Source organism: Thalassiella azotivora, assembly GCF_054781695.1.
The window spans coordinates 98161-121044 of record NZ_BAAGTX010000009.1 but is presented as its reverse complement, the minus strand read 5'-3'; the positions used below and the strand labels follow the sequence as shown (position 1 = coordinate 121044).

Here is a 22884-nt window from a genome sequence, read left to right as displayed (position 1 = left end):
GTCACAGCGTGGCGAGCCAGTTGCGCAGCAGCTCGGCGCCGGCGTCCCCGGACTTCTCCGGGTGGAACTGCGTCGCGGACAGCGGGCCGTTCTCGACGGCGGCGACGAAGGGCGCGCCGTGGGTGGACCAGGTGACGAGGGGCGCCCGCATCCGGCTCGTCCCGTCGTCCGTGGGGCCGACCCAGCGCAGCACGCCGTAGGAGTGCACGAAGTAGAACCGCTCGGACTCCACGCCCGCGAACAGGCGCGAGCCGGCCGGGACGTCGACGGTGTTCCACCCCATGTGCGGGACGACGTCGGCGGGCAGCCGCTCGACGACGCCGGGCCACTCCCCCAGGCCCTCGCTGCGCCGTCCGTGCTCCAGACCGGTCCCGAACAGCACCTGCAGCCCGACGCAGACCCCGAGCACGGGCCGGCCTCCCGCGAGACGGCGGCCGATCACCTCGTCACCGCGGACCGCGCGCAGCCCCTGGACGACCGAGGCGAAGGCACCGACGCCCGGGACGACGAGGCCGTCCGCCTCCTGGGCGGACGCGCGGTCGGCGGTCAGCTCGACGTGGGCGCCGACGCGCTCCAGGGCGCGGACGGCGGACCGGACGTTGCCGGAGCCGTAGTCGAGGACGACGACGCGGGGGGCGGGCACGACGACAGCCTACGAGGGTCGGCGCAGCGCGCCGGACACCCGCCACACCGCCCACGCCAGGACGAGCGCGGTCACCACGACGAGGACCCACGAGCCGCCGCCGCCACCGGCCACCCGGGTCAGCTCGACGACGAGCAGCAGCAGCGCCGCCAACCCGACCAGCCCCGACGTGACCAGCTCGAGCCGGCGCACGCGGCGGACCGTGGCGGGGTCGGCGCCGGCACGCTGCAGGGCCATGGCCGAGCGCAGCGCCGCCGTCCGGGGCACGTCGGCGACGGCCACGGCGCCGGGCTCGGCGTCCGGTGGCGCGGTGGACAGCAGGAGCCGCTCGACCTCGTCCGGGAGCGCGGACAGGACCAGCACCGGCGCGGGCGCGTCCTGGAGCGCCCCGCCGCGCCAGCGCTCCGCCGCGACCTGGTGCTCGTCGCGCCACAGCACGATCAGCTCGGCCCGCCCGAGCAGCCGGGACAGGTCGCGGGCGGCGACCGACGGGTCGACCCCGCGGCCCAGGACGACGGCCACCCCGGCGTCGCCGACCGGGACCGCCGTCCCGTCCACGCGGATCGTGGAGCACGCGCCGGCGACGGCGGTGGCGTGGGCGACCGGCACCAGCAGGACGACCCGCTGGGCCTGCCCGGTCGGCCCGTCCGGGGTGCTCAGAGCGCCCCCTTCGTGCTCGGCACGCCCTGGACGCGCGGGTCAGGCGCGACCGCGGCGCGCAGCGCGCGGGCGACCGCCTTGAACTGCGCCTCGACGACGTGGTGCGGGTCCCGACCGGACAGGACCCGCACGTGCAGGGCGATGGCGGCGTGGAACGCGAGCGTCTCCAGCACGTGCCGGGTCAGCGAGCCGACGTAGGCGGCGCTGTGCGGGGACACGCCGATCAGCGCGTGCTCCTGACCGGGCGGCTCGCCGGTGTGCACGCAGTACGGGCGGCCGGACACGTCGACGACGGCCTGCACGAGGGTCTCGTCCAGCGGCACGGTCGCGTCACCGAACCGGGCGATGCCCTCCTTGCCGCCGAGCGCCTGCCTCAGCGCCTGGCCGAGGACGATCGCGACGTCCTCGACGGTGTGGTGGGCGTCGACGTGGGTGTCACCGGTGGCCTCGACGACGAGGTCGAGCAGGGCGTGCTTGGCGAGGCTGGCGAGCATGTGGTCGTAGAACCCGACGCCGGTGCTCACCCGGGAGGTCCCGGTGCCGTCGAGGTCGAGCTCGACGACGACGGTCGACTCCGACGTCGTTCGCTCGATGCGGGCGGTGCGGCTCATCGGGCCTCCTGCGGCTCGGCGGGCGTGGTGGGGTGGCCGGTGCGGGCGGTCACCGCGGCGAGTGCCTGGAGGAAGGCACTGGTCTCCTCCGCCGTGCCGGCGGTCACCCGCAGGTGGCGCGGGATGCCGACGTCGCGGACGAGGACGCCGTGGTCGAGGAGCGCCCGCCAGGTCGCCGCGGCGTCCGGGAGGCCGCCGAAGAGGACGAAGTTCGCGTCGCTGGGCACGGGGTCCAGGCCGAGGGCGGCGATGCCCGCGACGAGACGGTCGCGCTCGCCGCGGATGGCCTCCACCGTCGCCAGCAGGACGTCCGCGTGCGCCAGCGCCGCGCGCGCGGCGGCCTGCGTCAGCGCGGACAGGTGGTAGGGCAGCCGCACCAGCCGCAGCGCGTCGGCGACGGCCGGGTCCGCGGCGAGGTAGCCGACCCGCGCGCCGGCGAGCGCGAAGGCCTTGCTCATGGTGCGGCTGACGACCAGGCGCGGCCGGCCCGGCAGCAGCGAGACGGCGGACGGCGTCCCGGTCCGGGCGAACTCCGCGTACGCCTCGTCGACGACGACGAGGGCGTGGTCGCTCGCGGCGTAGGCCGCCTCGACCACGTCGGGTGCCAGCGCCGTGCCGGTCGGGTTGTTCGGCGAGCACAGGAACACGACGTCCGGGTCGACGTCCCGCACCTGCCGGGCGACGAGGTCGGCGTCGAGGTCGAAGCGCTCGCCGCGGGCGCCGTCCACCCACGCGGTGCCGGTCCCGGTGCTGATCAGCGGGTGCATGGAGTACGACGGGGTGAAGCCGAGGGCGGCGCGCCCCGGCCCGCCGAAGGCCTGGAGCAGCTGCTGCAGCACCTCGTTGGAGCCGTTCGCCGCCCACACCTGCTCGGCGCGCACGGGGTGGCCCGTGCTGCGGGCGAGGTAGGCGGCCAGGTCGCCGCGCAGGGCGGTGAACTCGCGGTCGGGGTACCGGTTGAGGCGACCCGCCTCGGCCGCGACGGCGGCGACCACGGCCTCGGCGACCTCGGCGGGCACGTCGTGGCTGTTCTCGTTCGTGTTGAGCCGCACCGGCACGTCGAGCTGCGGGGCGCCGTACGGCGTGCGGCCGCGCAGGTCCTCGCGCAGCGGCAGGTCGGACAGGTCGGTCACGGCACGATCCTCCCAGAGGCCCGAGGGCGCCCCGCACGGCGTCCGGCAGGCGGGCGCCCGGCACCGCCTCGAGCCGACGCGCGTCCCGCCGTGACCCGGTCGACCGTGGCGCGAGGACGCTAGCCGCGGAACCGGACGCTGACGGCCTGGCCGTGGGCCGGCAGGTCCTCCGCCTCGGCCAGCGCCAGGACGTGCGGGGCGACGTCCTGCAGCGCCTCCCGGGTGTAGTCGACGACGTGGATGCCGCGCAGGAAGGTCTGGACGCTCAGGCCGCTGGAGTGGCAGGCGCACCCACCCGTCGGCAGCACGTGGTTGGACCCGGCGCAGTAGTCACCCAGGGACACCGGCGCGTAGGCGCCGACGAAGATCGCGCCGGCGTTCGTCACCCGCGACGCGACCTGCGCGGCGTCCCGCGTGATGACCTCGAGGTGCTCGGCGGCGTAGGCGTCCACGACGGCCAGCCCGGCGTCCACGTCGTCGACGAGGACGACGGCGGACTGCTCGCCGGTCAGCGCCGTCGTGATCCGCTCGTGGTGCTTGGTCTGCGCCACCTGGCGCTCGACCTCGACGAGGACGGCGTCGGCGAGCTCCGCGGAGTCGGTGACGAGGACGGCGGCGGCGATGGTGTCGTGCTCGGCCTGGCTGATGAGGTCCGCGGCGACGTGCGCCGGGTCCGCCGTCTCGTCGGCCAGGACGGCGATCTCCGTGGGCCCCGCCTCGGAGTCGATGCCGACGACGCCCTTGACCAGGCGCTTGGCCGCGGCGACCCAGATGTTCCCCGGACCGGTGACGACGTCGACGGGCGCGCACAGCCGCGAGCCGTCGTCCTGGCGGGCGCCGTAGGCGAGCATCGCGACCGCCTGGGCGCCGCCGACGGCGTACACCTCGCCCACGCCGAGCAGAGCGCAGGCGGCCAGGATCGTCGGGTGCGGCAGGCCGCCGAACTCCTTCTGCGGCGGGCTGGCGACGGCGAGCGACGCGACCCCCGCCTCCTGCGCCGGGACGACGTTCATCACCACGCTGCTGGGGTACACGGCCAGCCCACCGGGCACGTAGAGGCCGACCCGGCCGACCGGGACCCACCGCTCGGTGACCGTGCCGCCGGGGACGACCTGCGTCGTGGTGTCGGTGCGACGCTGGTCGCGGTGCACGAGCCGCGCCCGCCGGACCGACTCCTCGAGCGCCGCGCGGACCTGCGGGTCGAGGCCGTCGAGCGCCTCCGTCAGCGCCTGCGCCGGGACGCGCAGGTGCTCGACCTCCACGCCGTCGAAGCGCCGGGCGAGGTCCCGCAGCGCCGCGGCACCGCGTTCACGGACGTCCGCGACGATCGGGCGCACCGTCTCCACGGCCGCCTCCACGTCGAGGCGGGCGCGGGGGACGGTTCCCCGCAGCTCGCGGGAGTCGAGCGTCTGGCCGCGCAGGTCGAGTCGACGGATCACGTGCCGATTCTAGGTCGGGGCGGGCGGTGCGGCGCCGCGCGGCAGCGTGCGGCCGGTCACCCGCCGACCCCGCCCGGCGCTCCGTCAGCCGACCCCGCACCCGGGCGCGCACCCGGCCGTGCCCGGTCGCGGTACGCGGGCAGGAGGGCGGTGAAGCGCGCGTCCCAGTCCCCCGCGGCGGCCCCTGTCAGGTGGTCGCCGAGGCCGTCGAGGTAGGCGTGCCAGCCCGCCCCGTAGCCGACCGCCTGGTCCGCGGGGAGCCGGCTGTGGTCGAGGACGAGCACGGTGCCCGCGCCGGCGGCGGCTGCGGCGAGCTCGACCACGACCCGGCTCGTCGGCTCCCCCGGGAAGTCCCAGCTGACGACGAGCAGGTGCGGGGGGCGGCACTCCTGGACGACCCCGGTCGCCTCGTCGCCGCCACCGAAGTCGACCCGGTACCGCCCGCCGGCCGCGAGCTCGCCGGTGACCGGCGCCAGCCACCGGGCGAGCCGGTCGGGTTCGGTGAGGGCGCTCCACAGGTCCTCGGCGGTCGTGGCGTAACGGCGTTCGAACCGGACGGCGTGGCCGTCCCGGTCGAGCCGCAGGGCCCCGGGCAGGTCGGTTCCGTCCGGGGTGCCGGTGCTGGTCATCGTGGCCTCCTGGTGCGTGGGTCGGTGCTCGTCGGACGTGCCGGACGTGGCGGTGCTCGTGGTGCGGTTCAGTGGTGGTGTCGCCGACGTCCTCGCGCGACCTCGGTGTCGAGGGCGTCGAGGCGCTGCTGCCAGAGGTGGCGGTAGCGCGACAGCCACGCGTCCACCTCCCCGAGCGGCTCGGGTCGGACGGCGTACAGCCGCCGGGTGCCGTCCTCCCGGGAGGTCAGCAGCCCGGCCTCGCGCATCACGCGCAGGTGCCGGGACACGGCGGGCTGGGAGATCCCGAACTCGGCTCCGACGGCGTCGGCAAGCAGGCCGGCGCGGACCTCGCCGGCGTCGGCGACGAGCTCCAGCAGCCGTCGTCGGACGGGGTCCCCGAGGACGTCGAGCGGGTGCACGACCCCATTCTTAGCCTGTCCGTTATATAAGTCAACAGTTACCCGCCTTGGGGGCGCGAACCCCCCTCCCCCGGCCTAGGGTCGGTCTCGTGCAGCGGCTACCGCTCTTCCCGCTGGGGACCGTGCTCGTCCCCGGCCTGGTCATGCCGCTGCGCGTCTTCGAGGACAGGTACCGCGCGCTCGTGCGCGACCTGATGGCCCAGCCCGAGCACGAGCGGTTCTTCGGCGTCGTGGCGATCCGCAGCGGGCACGAGGTCGGCACCGGCAACGCGACGGCCATGTACGAGGTGGGCTGCACCGCGCTGGTGCGGGAGGTGGACGAGCTGCCGGACGGTGGCTACGACCTCGTGGTCAGCGGCGCCGTGCGGTTCCGCCTGCACGACGTCGACCCCGCGCCACCCACCCCCTACCCGAGCGGCTGGGTGACCCCGCTGGTGGAACAGGACCACGACCCCTCGCCGGAGCTCGCGCACCTGTCGGACCGGGTGGCTGCGCGGTTCGCCGCCTACCGGGACCAGGTGGGGAGCCCACCGCTGGAGCTGCCCGACTCACCACGCGTCCTGTCCTACCTCGTGGCGGCCGGGACGGCGCTGGACGTGGCCGACCGGCAGGGCCTGCTCGAGGCCCCGGACACGACGCGGCGGCTGGAGAGCGAGCTGCGGCTGCTCCGGCGCGAGCAGCTGCTCTGGGACGCGCTGCACGCCGTGCCGTCGAGCGCCCCGCCGGCCTCCTCCGGCGCCAACTGACGGTGGGACGCGCGCGCCGCGGATCGCGGGACACCGCCGGGACCCCGGCCACGTCGGCCCTGACCGCCGCGGGCGCGGCGTTCACGGTGCACGCCTACGAGCACGACGCCCGCACGGCGCAGGAGGCGGGCGGCTACGGGGGCGAGGCCGCGCGCGCCCTCGGTGTCGAGCCCACCCGCGTGCACAAGACGCTGCTGGTGTCCGTGGACGGCCGCCTGGTCGTGGCCGTCGTCCCGGTGACGTCCCGGGTCGACCTCAAGGCGGTGGCCGCAGCCGTCGGCGGCAAGCGGGCGGAGATGGCCGACCCCGCGGACGCCGAGCGGGCGACCGGGTACGTGGTCGGCGGCATCAGCCCGCTCGGGCAGCGGCGTCGGCTCGAGACCGTCGTGGACGTCGGTGCGCTCGACCACCGCACGGTGCTGGTCAGCGCCGGGCGGCGCGGACTGGAGATCGAGCTCGCCCCGGCGGACCTCGTCGCGCTGACCGGTGCGACCACCGCGGCGGTCGCCACCCGCTCCTGAGCCAGCGCGTCCCGACCCGGCCAGCCCACCGGCCAGCCCGCCGGGCACCCGGCGGCGGTCCGGGTGCGCCTACGGGGCGCGCCGCGGTGCGACCACCGTGACGGCGAGGAGGACGGCGAAGCCCACGAGCGCCGTCGTCGTGGGCCAGACCCCGAGCACCCCGAGCGCCTGGACGTCCAGCGGCGCGGGCACCGGCTCGGTCCCCACCGGTCCGCCGGGGCCGAGCAGGTGACCTGTCGCCCAGGCCAGCGCCGAACCGAGGAACCCGCCGGCCACCGCAGCGACCGCGTGGGCGACCGGCTCGACCGGGGACCGGGACAGCGCCGCCGCCACGACCCGGAGGCCGACGACCAGGCCGGCGGCCGCTCCGAGCCCCGCCATCACGGCGTCCCGGGTGGCGAACAGCTCGGGGTCGCCGACGGACAGCAGCAGGCCCTGCCGAGCCACGGCGTCACCGTCCGGCGAGAGGGCCCACCACAGGGCGCCCACGACGGGCCCGAGCAGGAGGCACAGGGCCAGGGTGCCGGTCACGACCCGCCTCCGGGCGGAGGAGCGCTCAGACAAGGCAGCTCGGACCGAGCAGCGCCTTGAGGTCGCCGAAGAGCGCCGGCGACGGCGTCACCCGCAGACCGTCGTCCAGCCTCATCACCGTGGCCCTGCCCGGCTGGGTGAGCCGCAGGTGCACCTCCGTCACCCCGGGGTGGGTGGCCAGCACGTCCTTGAGCCGGCCGACGACCGGGGGCGTGCACCGCGTCACCGGCATCGCGATGGTGACCGGTCCCCGCGGCCCGTCCGACAGGTCGGGCAGGCTCATCTCCTGGGCGTAGATCGTCGGGACGTCGTCACGACGGTTCAGCCGTCCCCGCACCACGCACACGAGGTCCTCGCGCAGCTCGTGCAGGACCTGCTGGTAGGTCTGCGGGAAGAACAGCACCTCGATCGAGCCCTCGAGGTCCTCCAGGGACGCGATCGCCCAGGGGTTGCCGTTCTTCGTCATCTTGCGCGTCACCGTCGTGACCATCCCCGCGATGGTCACGGTCGCGCCGTCCGGACGGGCCTCGTCCGCCATCAGCTGGGCGATCGAGCAGTCCGACGCCTGGGCCAGCACGTGCTCGACCCCGAACAGCGGGTGGTCGGAGACGTACAGCCCGAGCATCGCCCGCTCGAACGCGAGCTTCTCGCGCTTGTCCCACTCCGGGACGTCGGGCAGCACGACCGACAGGCCGCCGGCGCCCTCGTCGTCGCCCGCCCCGCCGAACAGGTCGTACTGGCCGACCGCCTCGTTGCGCTTGAGGTCGATCACCGCGTCGACCGCGCTCTCGTGGGTCATCACCAGCTGGCGCCGGTTGTGGCCGAGGGAGTCGAAGGCGCCCGCCTTGATCAGCGACTCGATCGTCCGCTTGTTGCACACGACGGCGGGCACCTTCTCCAGGAAGTCCTGGAAGGACGTGAAGGCACCCTTCTCCTCGCGGGCCCGGATGATCGCGTCGACCACGTTGACACCGACGTTGCGGACCGCCGCGAGACCGAACCGGATGTCGTCGCCGACGGCCGCGAAGGTCGCGATCGACTCGTTCACGTCCGGAGGCAGGACCGTGATCCGCATCCGCCGGCACTCGCCGAGGTACAGCGCGGACTTGTCCTTGTCGTCGCCGACGCTGGTGAGCAGCGCGGCCATGTACTCCGCGGGGAAGTTCGCCTTCAGGTAGGCCGTCCAGTAGGAGACCAGCCCGTAGGCCGCCGAGTGCGCCTTGTTGAAGGCGTAGTCGGAGAACGGGACGAGGACGTCCCACAGCGCCTTGATGGACGCCGCGCTGAAGCCGTTCTCCTTCATACCGGCCTCGAAGCCGACGTACTCCGCGTCCAGGACCTCGCGCTTCTTCTTGCCCATCGCGCGGCGGAGCAGGTCCGCCTTGCCGAGCGTGTACCCGGCGAGCTGCTGGGCGATGGCCATGACCTGCTCCTGGTACACGATCAGGCCGTAGGTCGTACCGAGGATGGGTTCCAGGGCCTCGGCGAGGTCGGGGTGGAGGTACTCCACCTCCTGCTGGCCGTTCTTGCGCAGCGCGTAGTTGGTGTGCGAGTTCGCGCCCATCGGACCGGGCCGGTAGAGGGCGCCGACCGCGGAGATGTCCTCGAAGTTGTCCGGCTTCATCAGCCGGAGCAGCGCGCGCATGGGACCGCCGTCGAACTGGAACACCCCGAGGGTGTCGCCCCGGCCGAGCAGCTCGTAGGTCGCCGGGTCCGTCGGGTCCTTGCTCAGCGCGTCGAGGTCGATCGTGACGTCGCGGTTCGCCTGCACGTTCTTCAGGGCGTCGTCGAGGATCGTGAGGTTGCGCAGCCCGAGGAAGTCCATCTTGACCAGGCCGAGGTTCTCGCAGCTCGGGTAGTCGAACTGCGTGATCACCTGGCCGTCCTGCTCGCGGCGCATGATCGGGATGAGGTCGAGCAGCGGCTCGCTCGACATGATGACGCCGGCGGCGTGCACGCCCCACTGGCGCTTGAGGCCCTCCAGGCCGCGCGCGGTGGCGACGACCTTCTGCGCGTCCGGGTCGGTGGAGTGCAGCTGGCGGAACTCCTCCGCCTCCTTGTACCGCTTGTGGCCGGGGTCGAAGATCCCCGACAGGGGGATGTCCTTGCCCATCACCGACGGCGGCATCGCCTTGGTGAGCCTCTCCCCCATCGCGAACGGGTAGCCCAGGACGCGGGAGGCGTCCTTCAGCGCCTGCTTCGCCTTGATCGTGCCGTAGGTGACGATCTGGGCGACCCGGTCGTCGCCGTACTTGTCGGTGACGTAGCGGATCACCTCACCTCGGCGGCGCTCGTCGAAGTCGACGTCGAAGTCCGGCATCGACATGCGCTCGGGGTTGAGGAAGCGCTCGAAGATGAGGCCGTGCTGCAACGGGTCGAGGTCGGTGATGCGCATCGCGTACGCGCACATCGAGCCGGCGCCGGACCCGCGGCCGGGACCGACCCGGATCCCGTTCTCCTTGGCCCAGTTGATGAAGTCCGCGACGACGAGGAAGTACCCCGGGTAGCCCTTGCCGACGATGACCTCGGTCTCGTACCGCGCCTGCCGGCGGACGTCGTCGGGCACGCCGTCGGGGTAGCGCTCGCGCAGCCCCCGCTCGACCTCCTTGACGAACCACGACTCCTCGTCCTCCCCCGGCGGGCAGGGGAATCGCGGCATGTACCGGCCCTCCCCCTCGGTGAAGCGCACGTCGCACCGCTCGGCGATGAGCAGGGTGTTGTCGCACGCCTCCGGCAGGTCGCTCCACAGCGAGCGCATCTCCGCGGCCGACTTGAGGTAGAAGTCGTCGGCGTCGAACTTGAACCGGTTGGGGTCGGACATGGTCGAACCCGACTGCACGCACAGCAGGGCCGCGTGGGCCTGGGCGTCCTCCGCCCGCGTGTAGTGCAGGTCGTTCGTGGCGACCAGCGGCAGCTCGAGCTCCTTGGCCAGCCGCAGCAGGTCGTCCCTCACCCTGCGCTCGATGTCCAGCCCGTGGTCCATCAGCTCGAGGAAGTAGCTGCCCTTGCCGAAGATGTCGCGGAAGTCCGCCGCGGCCTCCAGCGCCTTGTCGTACTGGCCGAGCCGGAGGCGGGTCTGGACCTCACCGGACGGGCAGCCCGTCGTGGCGATCAGGCCGCCGCTGTGCTGGGACAGCAGCTCGCGGTCCATGCGCGGCTTGTAGAAGTGGCCCTCGAGGGAGGCCAGGGACGCCAGCCGGAAGAGGTTGTGCATCCCGCCGGTGTTCTCCGCCAGCAGGGTCATGTGCGTGAACGCGCCGCCGCCGGACACGTCGTCGCGGCTGCCGTCGCCCCACTTGACCCGCGTGCGGTCGGACCGGTGCGTGCCCGGCGTCACGTACGCCTCGACCCCGATGATCGGCTTGACGCCGTGCTTCTGCGCCGTCTTCCAGAAGTCGTAGGCGCCGAAGACGAACCCGTGGTCGGTGGTCGCGATCGCCGGCATGCCCATCCGGGCGGCCTCGGCGAACAGGTCGTCGACGCGCGCCGCGCCGTCGAGCATCGAGTACTCGGTGTGCACGTGCAGGTGCACGAACTGGTCCGAGCTGCTCGACGGCATGTCTGGCGCCTCCCTGGCGTCGCTGGGCGGAGCACGGCCCGAGAGCCGCGGTGGTACGACCGGGGAAGGCACCCGCGGCCCGTCGGACGGGCCTGCCGGTGCGGTCGTGCGCAGGTGAGTCTAGGTGCCCCGACCGACAGCCGGGAGGGCGCGTGACGCCGTCGCAGGTGCGTCGGCGTGTCCGCGCGGCGCGTCGTCGCCGGGGCTCACCCCGACGCGTCCGCCAGGCGGTCCAGGGCCTTCGCGAGGTCGTCCGGGTAGGGGCTCTCGAAGACCGCCCGCTCACCCGTCCGCGGGTGCTCGAACGCCAGCCGGTGCGCGTGCAGCCACTGCCGCGTGAGCCCCAGCCGGGCGGCCAGCGTGGGGTCCGCCCCGTACGTCAGGTCCCCGACGCACGGGTGCCGCAGCGCCGACATGTGGACCCGGATCTGGTGGGTGCGACCCGTCTCGAGGTGCACCTCCAGGAGCGTGGCCGCCCGGAACGCCTCCACGGTCTCGTAGTGGGTGACGCTCGGCTTGCCGGCCGCGGTCACGGCCCACTTCCAGTCGGAGCTGGGGTGGCGCCCGACCGGGGCGTCCACGGTGCCGGAGGTCGGGTCGGGGTGGCCCTGGACGACGGCGTGGTACACCTTCTCGACCGTGCGCTCCCTGAACGCGCGCTTGAGCACGGTGTAGGCGTGCTCGCTCTTGGCCACGACCATCAGGCCCGAGGTGCCGACGTCCAGGCGGTGCACGACCCCCTGCCGCTCGGCCGCGCCGGACGTGGAGACGCGGTAGCCGGCCCCCGCCAGGCCGCCCACCACCGTGGGCCCTGACCAGCCCGGGCTGGGGTGCGCCGCGACCCCCACCGGCTTGTCGACCACGACGAGGTCGTCGTCGTCGTGGACGACCCGCAGCCCCGGGACGGGTTCGGCGACGACCTGCACGGGCTGCGGCGGGTCGGGCAGCTCCACCTCCAGCCAGCCACCGGCCACGAGGCGGTCCGACTTGCCGACCGGTCGGCCGTCCAGGTGCACGGCACCGGCCGCCGCGAGGTCGGCCGCCCTGGACCGGGAGAACCCGAGCAACCTGGCCAGGCCGGCGTCCACCCGCTCGCCGTCCAGGCCGTCGGGGACGGGGAGCGTCCGCGACTCACCCACGCGCGTCGTCACCACCGGTGCGCTCGGCGTCGCCGGCGCGCGCCGCGTCCTCGCCGCCCGTCGCGCCGCCGTCATCGGCCGCGCTGTCGCCCTCCCGGCCACCGTCGACGCCGATCCCGCGCAGCCCCAGCAGGATCACCAGGCACGCGGCCACCGTGATCGAGGAGTCGGCCACGTTGAACACCGGGAAGTCGGGGAGCGCGACGAAGTCGACGACGTGACCGCGGGCGAACCCCGGGTCCCGCAGGAAGCGGTCGGTGAGGTTGCCCAGGGCCCCGGCCAGCAGCAGGCCGAACGCGACGGCCCACGCGCGGCTGCCGAGTCGCCGGGACACGCGCACCACCACCACCACGACGACCGTCGCCAGCAGCGTGAGCAGCCAGGTCATGCTCGTGCCGATGGAGAAGGCGGCCCCCGGGTTGTAGACCAGCCGCAGCTGGACGAGCTCGCCGACGACCTGCACCGGCTCCCGGTCGGTCAGGTGCTCCACCGCCAACCACTTGGTCACCTGGTCGAGGACGTACACCACGGCCACGATCGACCACGTGACCAGGTGCAGCCGCCGGCGGGAGCGCCGAGGCGGGTCACCCACCGGTGCAGCGGCGTCCGTGGTGCCGGGACGACGGTCGGGCGGCCCCGCCTCGGGGGCGGGCCGCTCGTCGGCGGGGTGCTGGGAGGACTCCATCCCCCCCAGAATCCCACGACCGACGGGGTGCGGCGGTCAGCGGCGCTCCTGGCGCTGCTTGCACTCGACGCAGAGGGTCGCGCGCGGGAACGCCTGGAGGCGCAGCTTGCCGATCGCGTTGCCGCAGGACTCGCACGTGCCGTAGGTGCCGTCCGCGATCCGGTCCAGCGCCCGGTTGTTCTGGGTCAGCAGGTCGCGCGTGTTCGCCACCAGCGTCATCTCGTGCTCGCGCTCGAACGCCTTCGAGCCGCTGTCGGCCTGGTCGTCACCGGCTCCGTCCCCCGAGTCCCGGATGAGCTCCGCGAGCTGCTCGTCCGCCTCGGCGAGCTCGGTGCGCAGGCGCTGGACCTCCTCGGCCAGGGCCAGCCGGACCTCCTCCAGCTCCTGCGGCGACCAGGGGTCCTCGTTCGCACGGACCTTGAGCTCGGAGGGGGCCGCGGACGGGGCGGAGCGCGGTGCGGTCGTGGCCGGCTCCCGCGCCGGGGCCCGCCGCGTCGCCGCACGGGTCGCCGCGGACCGGGTGGCCGGACGGCCGCCGGTCGCCGCCTTCGTCGCCGTCCTCGTCGCCGGGGCCTTCGTCGCCGTCTTCTTCGCCGGGGCCTTGGTCGCGGGTGCCTTCCTGGCAGCCTTCGTCGCGGTCTTCGCCGGGGCCTTGGTCGCGGGTGCCTTCTTGGCAGCCTTCGTCGCGGTCTTCGCCGGGGCCTTGGTCGCGGGTGCCTTCTTGGCAGCCTTCCTCGCGGTCTTCGTCGCCGGGGCCTTCTTCGCGGGCGCCTTCGTCGCCGGGGCCGTCGTCGCCGCCGACGTCGCCGCGGCCGCCTTCTTCGTCGCCGCCTTCGGCGCCGGGGCCTTCGTCGCGGGGGCCTTCGTCGCGGACGCCTTCTTCGCGGGCGCCTTCGTCGCGGCCTTCGTCGCCGGGGCCTTCGTCGCTGTCGACTTCGTCGCGGCCTTCGAGACGGTCCTCTTCGACGTCGCGGCCTTCGAGGTCGCGGTCTTCGCCGCCGCCTTCGTCGAGCCCGACCCCCCCGAGCGGGACCCCGTGCCACGGACCACCTTGGCGGCCCCCTCGACCGCCCGGCGCGCCGCACCAGCGAGCCCTCTCCCTCGCTCAGCCATGGCCCCTCATCCCTCGGCGTGGACGACCCCCCGGCCGTCGTGTGCCGCGAGGATAGGGGCCGGACACGGTGCGCTCAATCACAACGCGCCCACGAATCTCAGCGGATCGTGACCGGATCGGCACGCAGCGCGTCCAGCCGCTCCGCCACCGTCGCGTCCGCCTCGGCCACGAGCAGCACCTTGTCCCGGCTCGTCGCCCCCGTCACCAGGCTCACCTGGCTGCGCCGCACCCCCAGCGCCCGGGCCACGGCGTCCAGGGTCGCGCGCGTCGCCGCGCCGTCGACGGCTCGTGCGCCGACGCGGACGACGAGCGCACCGCCGTGCTCGCCGCCGACCGTGGTCCGCGAGGCACCCGGGCGGACCCTGACGGCCACCCGGTACGACGACGGCGCGGCGCGGGGACCGTGCAGGTCCCCGCGCCGCGCCGTGTGGTCGTCCGCCGCGCCGTCCGTCAGCTCGACGTCCCGAAGCTGTAGCCCGGCTCGCCCTGACCCGGCTGCTGGGCGCGGCCGGGCACGATCGACCCCTTGGCCTCGAGGTCGCGCAGCTGGCTCTCCAGGTAGGACTTCAGGCGGCTGCGGTAGTCGCGCTCGAAGGCGCGCAGCTCGTCGATCTTGCGCTCGAGCAGCGACCGCTCGCGCTCGAGGGAGCCGAGCGTCTCGCGCTGCTTCTGCTCGGCCTCGGCGACGAGCCGCGCCGCGTGGGTCTCGGCCTCGTTGATGAGCTGGTCGCGCTTCTGCTCCCCGCTGCGCACGTGCTCGTCGTGCAGCTTCTGGGCGAGCGCGAGCATGCCCGTCGCGGCCTCGGGGCTCTGGCCGCCGACGGCGGCGGCCACCGGGGCGGGTGCGGGAGCCGGGGCGGGTGTGGGCTCGGGCTTCTTGACGGGCTCCGGCTCCGGCGCCGGCTTGGCCTTGGCGACCGGCTGACCGCCGGTGGCACCGGCGCGCGTCAGCTCGCCGACGCGTCGCTCGCAGGCGGCCAGCTTCGAGCGCAGCTCGTCGTTCTCCGCGTTGAGGCGGCGCAGCTCGTTGACGACCTCGTCGAGGAAGTCGTCGACCTCGTCCTGGTCGTACCCCTCCCGGAACTTGGTCGCCTGGAAGCGCTTCTCAACGACAGCCTCGGGCGTCAACGCCATGTGGTCACCTCGCGATGAAGAGTGGACAACCGTTGACCCCGACGTGCCGGGATCGCCGAAAGCCACCGTATCGGACTCTCTGTCATGGCGTCGCCACGCCTGCGGACCGAGACGGCGTCACGTCGGGTCATGACGCGGACACCGCCAGCGACTGGAAGACCTGCATGAGGATGACGACCGCGAGGAAGACCACCATGAAGGCCAGGTCCAGCTGCACCGACCCGATGCGCACCGGCTTGAGGACCTTGCGCACCGCCCGCAGCGGCGGGTCCGTCGCCGTGTACACGACCTCGGCGACGACGAGGAGCGCACCGCGGGGCTGCCAGTCCCGGGAGAACACCTGCACCCAGTCGATGACCAGGCGGGCGAGCAGCAGGACGAAGTAGATCGTGAGCAGGAACGCGACCAGCCCGAAGACGAGACCCACGGGCGGTCAGCTCTGGTTGAAGAAGCCGGTCGCGGCGGCCTTGCCGGCCACCGCGGGGCCCTCCCCGGTCACCTCGACGTGCGCGGGGGAGAGCAGGAAGACCTTGTTGGTCACCCTCTCGATGCTGCCGCGCAGCCCGAAGATCAGCCCGGCGGAGAAGTCGACCAGCCGCTTGGCGTCCGCGTCGTCCATGTCCGTGAGGTTCATGATCACCGGCACGCCCTGGCGGAAGCTCTCGCCGATCGCCTTGGCGTCGTTGTACGAGCGGGGGTGGATCGTCGTGATCCGGCTCAGCTCGCCGCCCACCGGCTCCGGCACCACGCGTGCCACCTGCCGGTCGCGCTTGATCGGGGTCACCTGCGCCCTCCGCTCGTCCTCGTCGTCCTCGTGCGCCGACTGGGGCGGGGTGGCTCGGGCCACCGGCGCCTCCTCGACGTCGTCGTAGGCGTCGTAGCGGTCGTCCTCCTCGGCGAGGCCGAGGTAGACCATGGTCTTGCGCAGCGCCCCAGCCATGTCAGTGACTCCAGTCCGTTCCGCGGTGCCGGGCGGACCCGGCGGGTCCACCGGACCGGGCCCCCCGTCGACGCCGCCGTGGTGCCGGAGGTCCCGCGTCCACGACGACGCTAGCCGAGCGGGGGCCGCGAACCGAGGACCGCGCCGCCGACACGCAGGTGTGTCGCCCCCGCGGCGACCGCCTCCTCCAGGTCACCGCTCATCCCCGCCGAGACCCAGGTGGCGTCGGGGTGCCGCAGGCGCATCTCCGCCGACACCTGGACCAGCCGGTCGAACGCCGGCCGGGGGTCGACGTCGCGGGGCGCGACGGCCATCACACCGGCCAGCTCGAGCCCGGGCGCCTCGGCGACGGCGTCGGCGAGGCGGGGCAGGTCCGGCACCAGCGCTCCCCCGCGCGCCGGGTCGTCGTCCAGGCTCACCTGGAGCAGGCAGCGCACCGTGCGGCCGGCGGCCTGGGCGCCCCGGGACAACGCGGCGACCAGCCGGGTGCGGTCGACCGAGTGCACGACGTCGGCGTACCGGGCCACCGAACCCGCCTTGTTCGTCTGCAGCCGCCCCACGAAGTGCCAGCGCAGCAGGGTCGGCGCGGTGCCGTGCGCGGCCCGGGCGCAGGCGGCCACCTTGTCCCTGGCCTCCTGGTCGCGGCTCTCGCCGACGTCCCTGACGCCGAGCTCCGCGAGCGTCTCGACGTCGGTCACGGGGAAGGTCTTGGTGACGACGACGGTGGTCAGCCCCGCGGGGTCGCGACCGGCGGCCGCGCAGGCCCCGCGCACCCGGGATTCGAGGACGGCGAGGTTGTCGGCCAGCTCCGCCCGTCGACCGTCGTCCGGCGGGCGGCGGTCCGCGCTCACGGGGCCTCCAGCCACGCGAGGCCGGCGAAGCGTCCCGTCCTGCCGTCGCGGCGGTGGGAGAACAGCGACCGGTCCTCCACCGTGCAGCCGGGCAGCTGCCGGACCCTGGCGCACAGCGGCGCCAGCTGGGCGAGCACGCCCGCGGCCACGTCGACGGCGGGGGTGCCTCGCCAGGTGACGGACGCGGCAAGGGGCGCACGGGCGGCGACCTCGTCGCGCAGCGCGGCGGGGACCTCGTAGCAGCGGGGGCAGACCGACGGACCGAGCGTGGCCTCGACCTGCGTCGCCCCCAGGTCACGCAGCGCCTCCACGGCGGCGACCGCGACCCCGTCCACCATCCCGCGCCGACCGGCGTGGGCGACGCCGACCAGGCGCTCGCGTGGCGCGCTGAGCAGCACGGGCACGCAGTCGGCGACGAGGACGGCGAGCACGGTGCCCGGCGCGTCGGTGACGAGCGCGTCGGCCTCGGGGACGGGCCCGGGCCAGGGTCCGGTGACGTGCACCACGGACGAGCCGTGCACCTGCGAGGCGCTGACGAGCCGGTCGGCGCCGACCCCGAGCCGGGCGGCGAGCGCCCTGCGGTTGGCGGCGACGGCCGTCGGGTCGTCCCCCACGTGGCCACCGAGGTTCAGGCCGTCGTACGGGCCGGCGCTCACGCCGCCGACGCGGTCGCTGACGGCGAGCCCCACGCCGCCCGAGTCCTCCCGCCACCACAGCACGACGGCCACCCTGCCAGACGCTCCGAGGAGCGTGCGGGGTGGCCGTCGCGCGGCGCCGGCGCCGGCGCCGGCGCCGGCGCCGGACGTCAGGTCACTTGAGGAAGTCCGGGACGTCGAGGTCCTCGTCGGCCTCCACGGCGACCGGGCGACCGGGGCGCTGGCGCTGGTACTCCGTCTCGACCACGCGCGGGGCGGGCTCCACGGCGGGACGGCCCTGCTCGCCGCCGCGCCCCTCGTGCTCGGGCCGCTCGGTGGACGCCCGGGTGTCGCTCGCACCGGGGGGCGCCCAGGACGACGGCGCGGCGGTCTGGGCGCCCTCGCGGTGCCCCGGCGTGGCGCTGCCGTCGGCGAAGCCGTTGGTGGTCTGACCCCACGACCCGGCGGTGCTGGCCGGGCCGGCGGTGCCACCCGACCCGCCGTTGGACCCGGTCGCGGCCCCCACGGGGGTCAGCCCCTCGCGCCCCACGGGCTGCGGGGTGGCGGTCGCCGGGCGGTCGGCGTCGGGGCGTCCGTGCTCGCGACGCACCGTGGTCGGGGCCGGCGCGGCGTGCGCCCCACCGTTCGTGCCGGCGCCCTGGGCACCGCCCTGCTGGCGGCCGGAGACCTGCCCCAGCGCGCGGTCGTTGCGGCGGTGGTTGGGGTGGCCGCCGTCGAAGCCCGCGGCGATGACGGTGACGCGCACCTCGTCCCCGAGCGCGTCGTCGATGACGGCACCGAAGATGATGTTCGCCTCCGGGTGAGCGGCCTCCTGGACCAGCCGCGCCGCCTCGTTGATCTCGAACAGGCCGAGGTCGCTGCCGCCCTGGACGGACAGCAGGACGCCGTGCGCGCCGTCGATGCTCGCCTCGAGCAGCGGCGAGGAGATCGCCAGCTCGGCCGCCTGCACGGCCCGGTCCTCGCCGCGCGCCGAGCCGATCCCCATCAGCGCGCTGCCGGCGTTCTGCATCACGGACTTCACGTCGGCGAAGTCCAGGTTGATCAGACCCGGCGTGGTGATGAGGTCGGTGATGCCCTGGACGCCGGACAGGAGCACCTGGTCGGCCGACTTGAACGCGTCGAGGACGCTGACGGCCCGGTCGCTGATCGACAGCAGGCGGTCGTTCGGGATGACGATGAGGGTGTCGACCTCCTCGCGCAGGCTGTCGATGCCCGAGTCCGCCTGGTTGGCGCGACGCCGGCCCTCGAAGGTGAACGGGCGGGTCACGACGCCGATCGTCAGCGCCCCGAGCGACCGGGCGATCCGCGCCACGACCGGCGCGCCGCCGGTCCCGGTGCCGCCGCCCTCCCCGGCGGTGACGAAGACCATGTCGGCCCCCTTGAGGACCTCCTCGATCTCCTCGGCGTGGTCCTCCGCGGCCTTGCGGCCGACCTCGGGGTCCGCCCCGGCGCCCAGCCCGCGGGTGAGCTCGCGGCCGACGTCGAGCTTGACGTCGGCGTCGCTCATCAGCAGCGCCTGGGCGTCGGTGTTGATGGCGATGAACTCCACGCCCTTCAGACCGACCTCGATCATGCGGTTGACCGCGTTCACGCCGCCGCCGCCGATGCCGACGACCTTGATGACCGCGAGGTAGTTCTGCGGTGCTGCCACGTCGGTGAGCCTCTCGCTGGTGGTTGGTGACGGGCCGCCGGCCGCTGCGGCCGGCACCGTCAGGTGCTGTGGTGCCCCCCGGGTGCGGGTCCTTCCCCAGACCCTCACCCTCAAGTAGAGGGTTATAGTTATGTCAACTTGCTGCGTGGTGCTGACGCTAGGTGCCCGGCCCCGGGCGTCCAACGCACCACGCCGCGTGTCGGGTGATTTCGTCCGGACGTCACCCGCGGTCCCGTGTGACCGGGGTGTCCGGTGCGCTGACGTCGTAGACCTCCGCCGGACGCTGGAGCAGGACCTCGAGGACCATCGCCTTGAGCTCGGAGTCCTCGGCGCTCCCCCACACGACCTGCGAGCCGTCGGCCAGCTCGAGGGTGACCGAGTCCCGGGACGCCGCCGACAGCGTGGTCACCCGGCCCCGCAGCGCGGGCGGCATCGCGGTCAGGACCGCGACCGCCTCGACGACGGTCCGCGGTCCCGCGGTCGCGACGTCCACCTGGACCAGCGGCAGCCCGGCCGGTGGCTCGTTCACGCTCTCCAGCACCACGCCCTCGCCGTCCACGACGTCCAGCGCCCCCTCGCCGGCCGGGACGACGGCGACGGGACGGCGCTCCACCACCCGCACCCGCAGACCGGAGGGCCAGTCCCGCTCGACGGTCGCGTCCAGCACCCGCACGAGCCCGCGGACGTCGTCCTCGACGGCACCCAGGTCCACCCTGGCGAGGGGGACGCCGACGGCCGACGACGCGGCCTGCTGCACCTCGGCCGGCGCCACCCGCTCCGTGCCCTGCACGCTCACCTCGTCGACGGCGAGCCACGGCGACCACAGGAGGACCCACGCCGCGGCGGCCAGCACCACCGACGCGGCGAGCACCCACCCGACCCGGCGCAGCACCCGGCGTCGTTCCTCGCGCGCCCGCTCCGCGAAACGACGCACGCTGGTGCGGGACACCACCGACCGGGCCGTGTCCCGCACGGCCGTGCCCGCGGCGGCGACGCGGTCCTGCCTGCGGTCACCCCGGCGACGGTCCTCGGCGAGCTCGCGGCCCAGCCTCTTCGGTGACCGGCGCCGGTCCTGCCCGCGCCGCTCCCCCTGCCGCCGGTCCTGCTCCGCCTCCGCAGCCGCCACGGCAGCCGCGTCGTCGCGGTCAGGGGCGGACGGTCGTGCCGCGGGGCGCCTGCGGGCCCCGCCCGCGCCCGCGCGCGCCCCCGCCGACCCCGCGGGTGGACGGCCCGGCGGGCTCGGTCGCCGCGCCGGTGCGGTGGGCCGCCGGCTCACGGCCGCCCCAGCAGGTCCAGGACCCGGGGGCCGACGTCCGTCACGTCACCCGCCCCGACCGTGAGCACGACGTCCCCGGGGACCACCCGGTCCACCACCGCCCGCGGCACCTGGCCGGCGTCGGCGACGAAGCGGACCCGGTCGCCCGGCAGGGGGACGGCGTCGGCCACCAGCGCCCCGGTGACGCCCGGGACCGGGTCCTCGCGGGCGGCGTAGACGTCCATCACGAGCACCTCGTCCGCCGCGGACAGCGCCGCCCCCAGCTCGGCGGCGAAGTCCCGGGTGCGGCTGTACAGGTGCGGCTGGAAGACCACGTGCAGTCGGCCCGTGCCCGCGACCTGCCGGCCGGTGGCGACGGCCGCGGCCACCTTCGGCGGGTTGTGGGCGTAGTCGTCGAAGACCCGCACCCCGCCTGCCGTGCCCCGCGGCTCGAACCGCCGACGGGTCCCGGCGAACGTCGTCAGGCCCTGGGCCGCCGTGGCCTCGGGGACGCCGAGGGCGGTGGCCGCGGCGTAGGCCCCGAGCGCGTTCAGCACGTTGTGGTGCCCGGGGACCCGCAGCCGGACCCGGCCCACCGGGCGGCCGTCGTCGACAAGGTCGAACGACACGCCCTCGGCGTCCAGGGCGACCGACCCGGCGCGCACCTGCGCCTGGGCCGAGGTGCCGTACGTGCGCACCGCCCGGCCGCCGCTGCGGACGCGGGCGGCGAGCGCGGCCGCCCCCGGGTCGTCGGCGCAGGCGACGAGGACGCCGTCGGGTCCCAGCCGGTCGGCGAAGCGACCGAACGCCTCCGCGACCCGCTCCGCCGTGCCGTAGTGGTCGAGGTGGTCCGGCTGGACGTTCGTCACGACCGACACCGCCGGCCGGTACACCAGGAACGAGGAGTCGCTCTCGTCGGCCTCGGCGACGAAGACGTCCCCGCGGCCGTCGCGGGCGTTCGTCCCCTCGCCGACCAGCTCGCCGCCGATGGCGAACGACGGGTCGAGACCCGCGTGCAGGAGGACCGCGGTGAGCATCGAGGACGTCGTCGTCTTGCCGTTCGTCCCGGCGACGGCGACGCCCCGCCGGCCCTGCATCACCGCCTGCAGCGCCTGCGAGCGGTGCAGGACCAGCTGGCCGTCGCGGCGGGCCCGCACGAGCTCCGGGTTGTCCGGGCGGATCGCCGAACCCGCCACCACCGTCCGCACGCCGTCGAGGCGGCCGGCGTCGAAGCCGACGTCGACCCGCCCGCCCGCCGCGCGCAGCTCGGCGAGGACCGGCACGTCCTTGGCGTCGCTGCCGCTGACGACCAGACCGCGCTGCAGCATGACGCGGGCCACGGCGGACATGCCCACGCCGCCGACGCCGACGAAGTGCACCGGGGACAGGTCCGCTGCCGGTGGCACCCTCAGGTCGACGTCGAACCGGGGGACGCCGGCGGGGGACGCGTCCTGCGGTGCCGTGCTCACCGTCCCTCCGACGCGGCCAGGACGACCATGTCGGCGAGCCGGTCGTCGGCGTCCCGGACGCCCTGACCCGCGGCCACGGCCGCCATCGCGGCCAGCCGGTCGGGGTCCTCCAGCAGCGGCAGCACCTGCCGGCGCAGCCACGCGGCGTCCAGGTCGGCGTCGTCGACGAGCAGGCCGCCCCCGGCACGCACGAGCGGCTCGGCGTTCAGCCGCTGCTCGCCGTTGCCGACCGGCAGCGGCACGTACACCGCCGGCAGCCCGACGGTGGTCAGCTCGCACACCGTGTTCGCGCCCGCGCGGCACAGCACCAGGTCCGCCGCGGCGTACGCGAGCTCCATCCGGTCGAGGTACTCCAGCACCGTGTAGGCCGGGTGGCCCGCAGACGACTGGCCGAGGTCGGTCGCCCGGGGTGCGTCGTCGTCCACGGTGCGCACCGCCGTGGCGACGTCGAGCAGGTCACCGGACTTGCCGGCGCCGGCCAGGTGCAGGACCTGCACGCCCGCGTCGCGCAGGTCCGCCGCGAACGCCGCCATCGTCCGGTTCAGCCGCTGGGCGCCCAGGGACCCGCCGGTGACGAGCAGCGTCGTCCGGTCGGGGTCCAGACCGAGGTCGGCTCGCGCCTGCTTGCGCACCGCCGCCCGGTCCAGGGTGCTGATCTCACGGCGCAGCGGCATGCCCACCCGGACGGCGTGGGGCAGGCGGGTCTGCTCGAACGTGGTGGCCACGTGCCGGGTCAGCCGGGCGCCCAGCCGGTTGGCCACGCCCGGGCGGGCGTTCTGCTCGTGCACGACGACCGGGACGCCGCGACGCCGGGCGGCCAGGTAGGCGGGGGCCGAGACGTACCCGCCCATCCCGACCACCACGCGGGCGCCGACCCGGTCGATGGCCTCCTCGGCGGCGCGCACCGCGTCGCCCAGGGCGCCGGGGAGCCGCAGCAGCGCCGGCGACGGCCGGCGCGGCAGCGGCACCTTCGGCACGAGCGCCAGCTCGTAGCCGCGCGCGGGGACGAGCCTCGCCTCGAGGCCCTCGGCGGTCCCCAGCGCGAGCAGCGGGACGTCGGGGTCGCGTCGGCGCAGCGCGTCGGCGAGGGCGAGCATCGGGCTGACGTGGCCGGCGC

Annotated in this window: 24 protein-coding genes; 2 read left to right on the top strand and 22 right to left on the bottom strand. The window is 75.1% G+C overall.

The features are described from left to right. Nucleotide 1: 1 nt before the first annotated feature. The 7 genes from hisH to ACYVQV_RS08045 form a co-directional block, all read right to left on the bottom strand. Nucleotides 2-643 carry an imidazole glycerol phosphate synthase subunit HisH gene (gene hisH / locus ACYVQV_RS08075; RefSeq protein WP_461022763.1) on the bottom strand — a complete coding sequence of 214 codons (642 nt, stop codon included), beginning with the start codon at nucleotides 641-643 and terminating at the stop codon, nucleotides 2-4. A gap of 9 nt (nucleotides 644-652) precedes the next feature. Further along, nucleotides 653-1252 (bottom strand): hypothetical protein, encoded by a 600-nt coding sequence (locus ACYVQV_RS08070; RefSeq protein WP_461022762.1) that lies wholly within the window; start codon nucleotides 1250-1252, stop codon nucleotides 653-655. 47 nt (nucleotides 1253-1299) lie between these two features. Then, a complete protein-coding gene (hisB, locus tag ACYVQV_RS08065) occupies nucleotides 1300-1914 on the bottom strand; it encodes an imidazoleglycerol-phosphate dehydratase HisB (RefSeq protein WP_461022761.1) in 615 nt (204 codons plus the stop codon). Continuing rightward, nucleotides 1911-3047 (bottom strand): histidinol-phosphate transaminase, encoded by a 1137-nt coding sequence (locus ACYVQV_RS08060; RefSeq protein ID WP_461022760.1) that lies wholly within the window; start codon nucleotides 3045-3047, stop codon nucleotides 1911-1913. The genes hisB and ACYVQV_RS08060 overlap by 4 nt, the downstream gene beginning before the upstream one ends. 119 nt (nucleotides 3048-3166) lie before the next feature. After that, entirely contained in the window at nucleotides 3167-4486 is a 1320-nt protein-coding gene (gene hisD, locus ACYVQV_RS08055; RefSeq protein ID WP_461022759.1) for a histidinol dehydrogenase, read from the bottom strand. Between the two features lie 56 nt (nucleotides 4487-4542). Continuing rightward, nucleotides 4543-5115, bottom strand: a complete 573-nt coding sequence (locus ACYVQV_RS08050) for an SRPBCC family protein (protein ID WP_461022758.1) — start codon at nucleotides 5113-5115, stop codon at nucleotides 4543-4545. A 68-nt stretch (nucleotides 5116-5183) separates the two neighbouring features. After that, nucleotides 5184-5516 carry an ArsR/SmtB family transcription factor gene (locus ACYVQV_RS08045; protein ID WP_461022757.1) on the bottom strand — a complete coding sequence of 111 codons (333 nt, stop codon included), beginning with the start codon at nucleotides 5514-5516 and terminating at the stop codon, nucleotides 5184-5186. An 89-nt stretch (nucleotides 5517-5605) separates the two neighbouring features. On the opposite strand from ACYVQV_RS08045, the gene ACYVQV_RS08040 reads away from it, so the two are divergent. Both ACYVQV_RS08040 and ybaK read left to right on the top strand, forming a co-directional pair. Further along, nucleotides 5606-6262: an LON peptidase substrate-binding domain-containing protein gene (locus ACYVQV_RS08040; protein ID WP_461022756.1), complete on the top strand. Its 657-nt coding sequence runs from the start codon at nucleotides 5606-5608 to the stop codon at nucleotides 6260-6262. Between the two features lie 2 nt (nucleotides 6263-6264). Continuing rightward, nucleotides 6265-6783, top strand: coding sequence for a Cys-tRNA(Pro) deacylase (gene ybaK, locus ACYVQV_RS08035; RefSeq protein ID WP_461022755.1), 519 nt, complete (start codon nucleotides 6265-6267; stop codon nucleotides 6781-6783). Between the two features lie 69 nt (nucleotides 6784-6852). On the opposite strand, the gene ACYVQV_RS08030 is transcribed toward ybaK, so the two are convergent. From ACYVQV_RS08030 to ACYVQV_RS07960, 15 genes are all read right to left on the bottom strand, one after another. Then, nucleotides 6853-7314 (bottom strand): hypothetical protein, encoded by a 462-nt coding sequence (locus ACYVQV_RS08030; RefSeq protein WP_461022754.1) that lies wholly within the window; start codon nucleotides 7312-7314, stop codon nucleotides 6853-6855. A 25-nt stretch (nucleotides 7315-7339) separates the two neighbouring features. Beyond that, a complete protein-coding gene (gene dnaE / locus ACYVQV_RS08025; protein WP_461022753.1) occupies nucleotides 7340-10873 on the bottom strand; it encodes a DNA polymerase III subunit alpha in 3534 nt (1177 codons plus the stop codon). 206 nt (nucleotides 10874-11079) lie between these two features. Then, on the bottom strand, nucleotides 11080-12012 hold the full coding sequence (locus tag ACYVQV_RS08020) for an RluA family pseudouridine synthase (RefSeq protein ID WP_461022752.1): 933 nt from the start codon (nucleotides 12010-12012) through the stop codon (nucleotides 11080-11082). After that, nucleotides 12005-12697, bottom strand: a complete 693-nt coding sequence (lspA, locus tag ACYVQV_RS08015) for a signal peptidase II (protein ID WP_461022751.1) — start codon at nucleotides 12695-12697, stop codon at nucleotides 12005-12007. The genes ACYVQV_RS08020 and lspA overlap by 8 nt, the downstream gene beginning before the upstream one ends. 36 nt (nucleotides 12698-12733) lie before the next feature. Continuing rightward, nucleotides 12734-13810, bottom strand: coding sequence for a TraR/DksA family transcriptional regulator (locus ACYVQV_RS08010; RefSeq protein ID WP_461022750.1), 1077 nt, complete (start codon nucleotides 13808-13810; stop codon nucleotides 12734-12736). A 98-nt stretch (nucleotides 13811-13908) separates the two neighbouring features. Then, a complete protein-coding gene (locus ACYVQV_RS08005; protein ID WP_461022749.1) occupies nucleotides 13909-14184 on the bottom strand; it encodes a DUF167 domain-containing protein in 276 nt (91 codons plus the stop codon). 77 nt (nucleotides 14185-14261) lie between these two features. After that, the gene (locus tag ACYVQV_RS08000) at nucleotides 14262-14945 is read right to left on the bottom strand and encodes a DivIVA domain-containing protein (protein WP_461022748.1); all 684 of its coding nucleotides are present in this window, start codon (nucleotides 14943-14945) and stop codon (nucleotides 14262-14264) included. Nucleotides 14946-15072: 127 nt separating this feature from the next. After that, nucleotides 15073-15372: a YggT family protein gene (locus ACYVQV_RS07995; protein ID WP_461022747.1), complete on the bottom strand. Its 300-nt coding sequence runs from the start codon at nucleotides 15370-15372 to the stop codon at nucleotides 15073-15075. A 6-nt stretch (nucleotides 15373-15378) separates the two neighbouring features. Continuing rightward, nucleotides 15379-15885, bottom strand: coding sequence for a cell division protein SepF (locus tag ACYVQV_RS07990; RefSeq protein WP_461022746.1), 507 nt, complete (start codon nucleotides 15883-15885; stop codon nucleotides 15379-15381). A 110-nt stretch (nucleotides 15886-15995) separates the two neighbouring features. Next, on the bottom strand, nucleotides 15996-16736 hold the full coding sequence (locus ACYVQV_RS07985) for a YggS family pyridoxal phosphate-dependent enzyme (RefSeq protein WP_461022745.1): 741 nt from the start codon (nucleotides 16734-16736) through the stop codon (nucleotides 15996-15998). Further along, nucleotides 16733-17464, bottom strand: a complete 732-nt coding sequence (pgeF, locus tag ACYVQV_RS07980; protein ID WP_461022744.1) for a peptidoglycan editing factor PgeF — start codon at nucleotides 17462-17464, stop codon at nucleotides 16733-16735. The genes ACYVQV_RS07985 and pgeF overlap by 4 nt, the downstream gene beginning before the upstream one ends. 82 nt (nucleotides 17465-17546) lie before the next feature. Then, entirely contained in the window at nucleotides 17547-19043 is a 1497-nt protein-coding gene (gene ftsZ, locus ACYVQV_RS07975; protein ID WP_461022743.1) for a cell division protein FtsZ, read from the bottom strand. 220 nt (nucleotides 19044-19263) lie between these two features. Further along, nucleotides 19264-20169 carry a cell division protein FtsQ/DivIB gene (locus ACYVQV_RS07970; protein ID WP_461022742.1) on the bottom strand — a complete coding sequence of 302 codons (906 nt, stop codon included), beginning with the start codon at nucleotides 20167-20169 and terminating at the stop codon, nucleotides 19264-19266. 146 nt (nucleotides 20170-20315) lie between these two features. Then, a complete protein-coding gene (gene murC / locus ACYVQV_RS07965; RefSeq protein ID WP_461022741.1) occupies nucleotides 20316-21767 on the bottom strand; it encodes a UDP-N-acetylmuramate--L-alanine ligase in 1452 nt (483 codons plus the stop codon). After that, complete coding sequence (locus ACYVQV_RS07960; protein WP_461022787.1) at nucleotides 21764-22864, bottom strand: UDP-N-acetylglucosamine--N-acetylmuramyl-(pentapeptide) pyrophosphoryl-undecaprenol N-acetylglucosamine transferase; 1101 nt, start codon at nucleotides 22862-22864, stop codon at nucleotides 21764-21766. Before ACYVQV_RS07960 ends, murC begins: the two co-directional genes overlap by 4 nt. Between the last annotated feature and the right edge of the window lie 20 nt (nucleotides 22865-22884).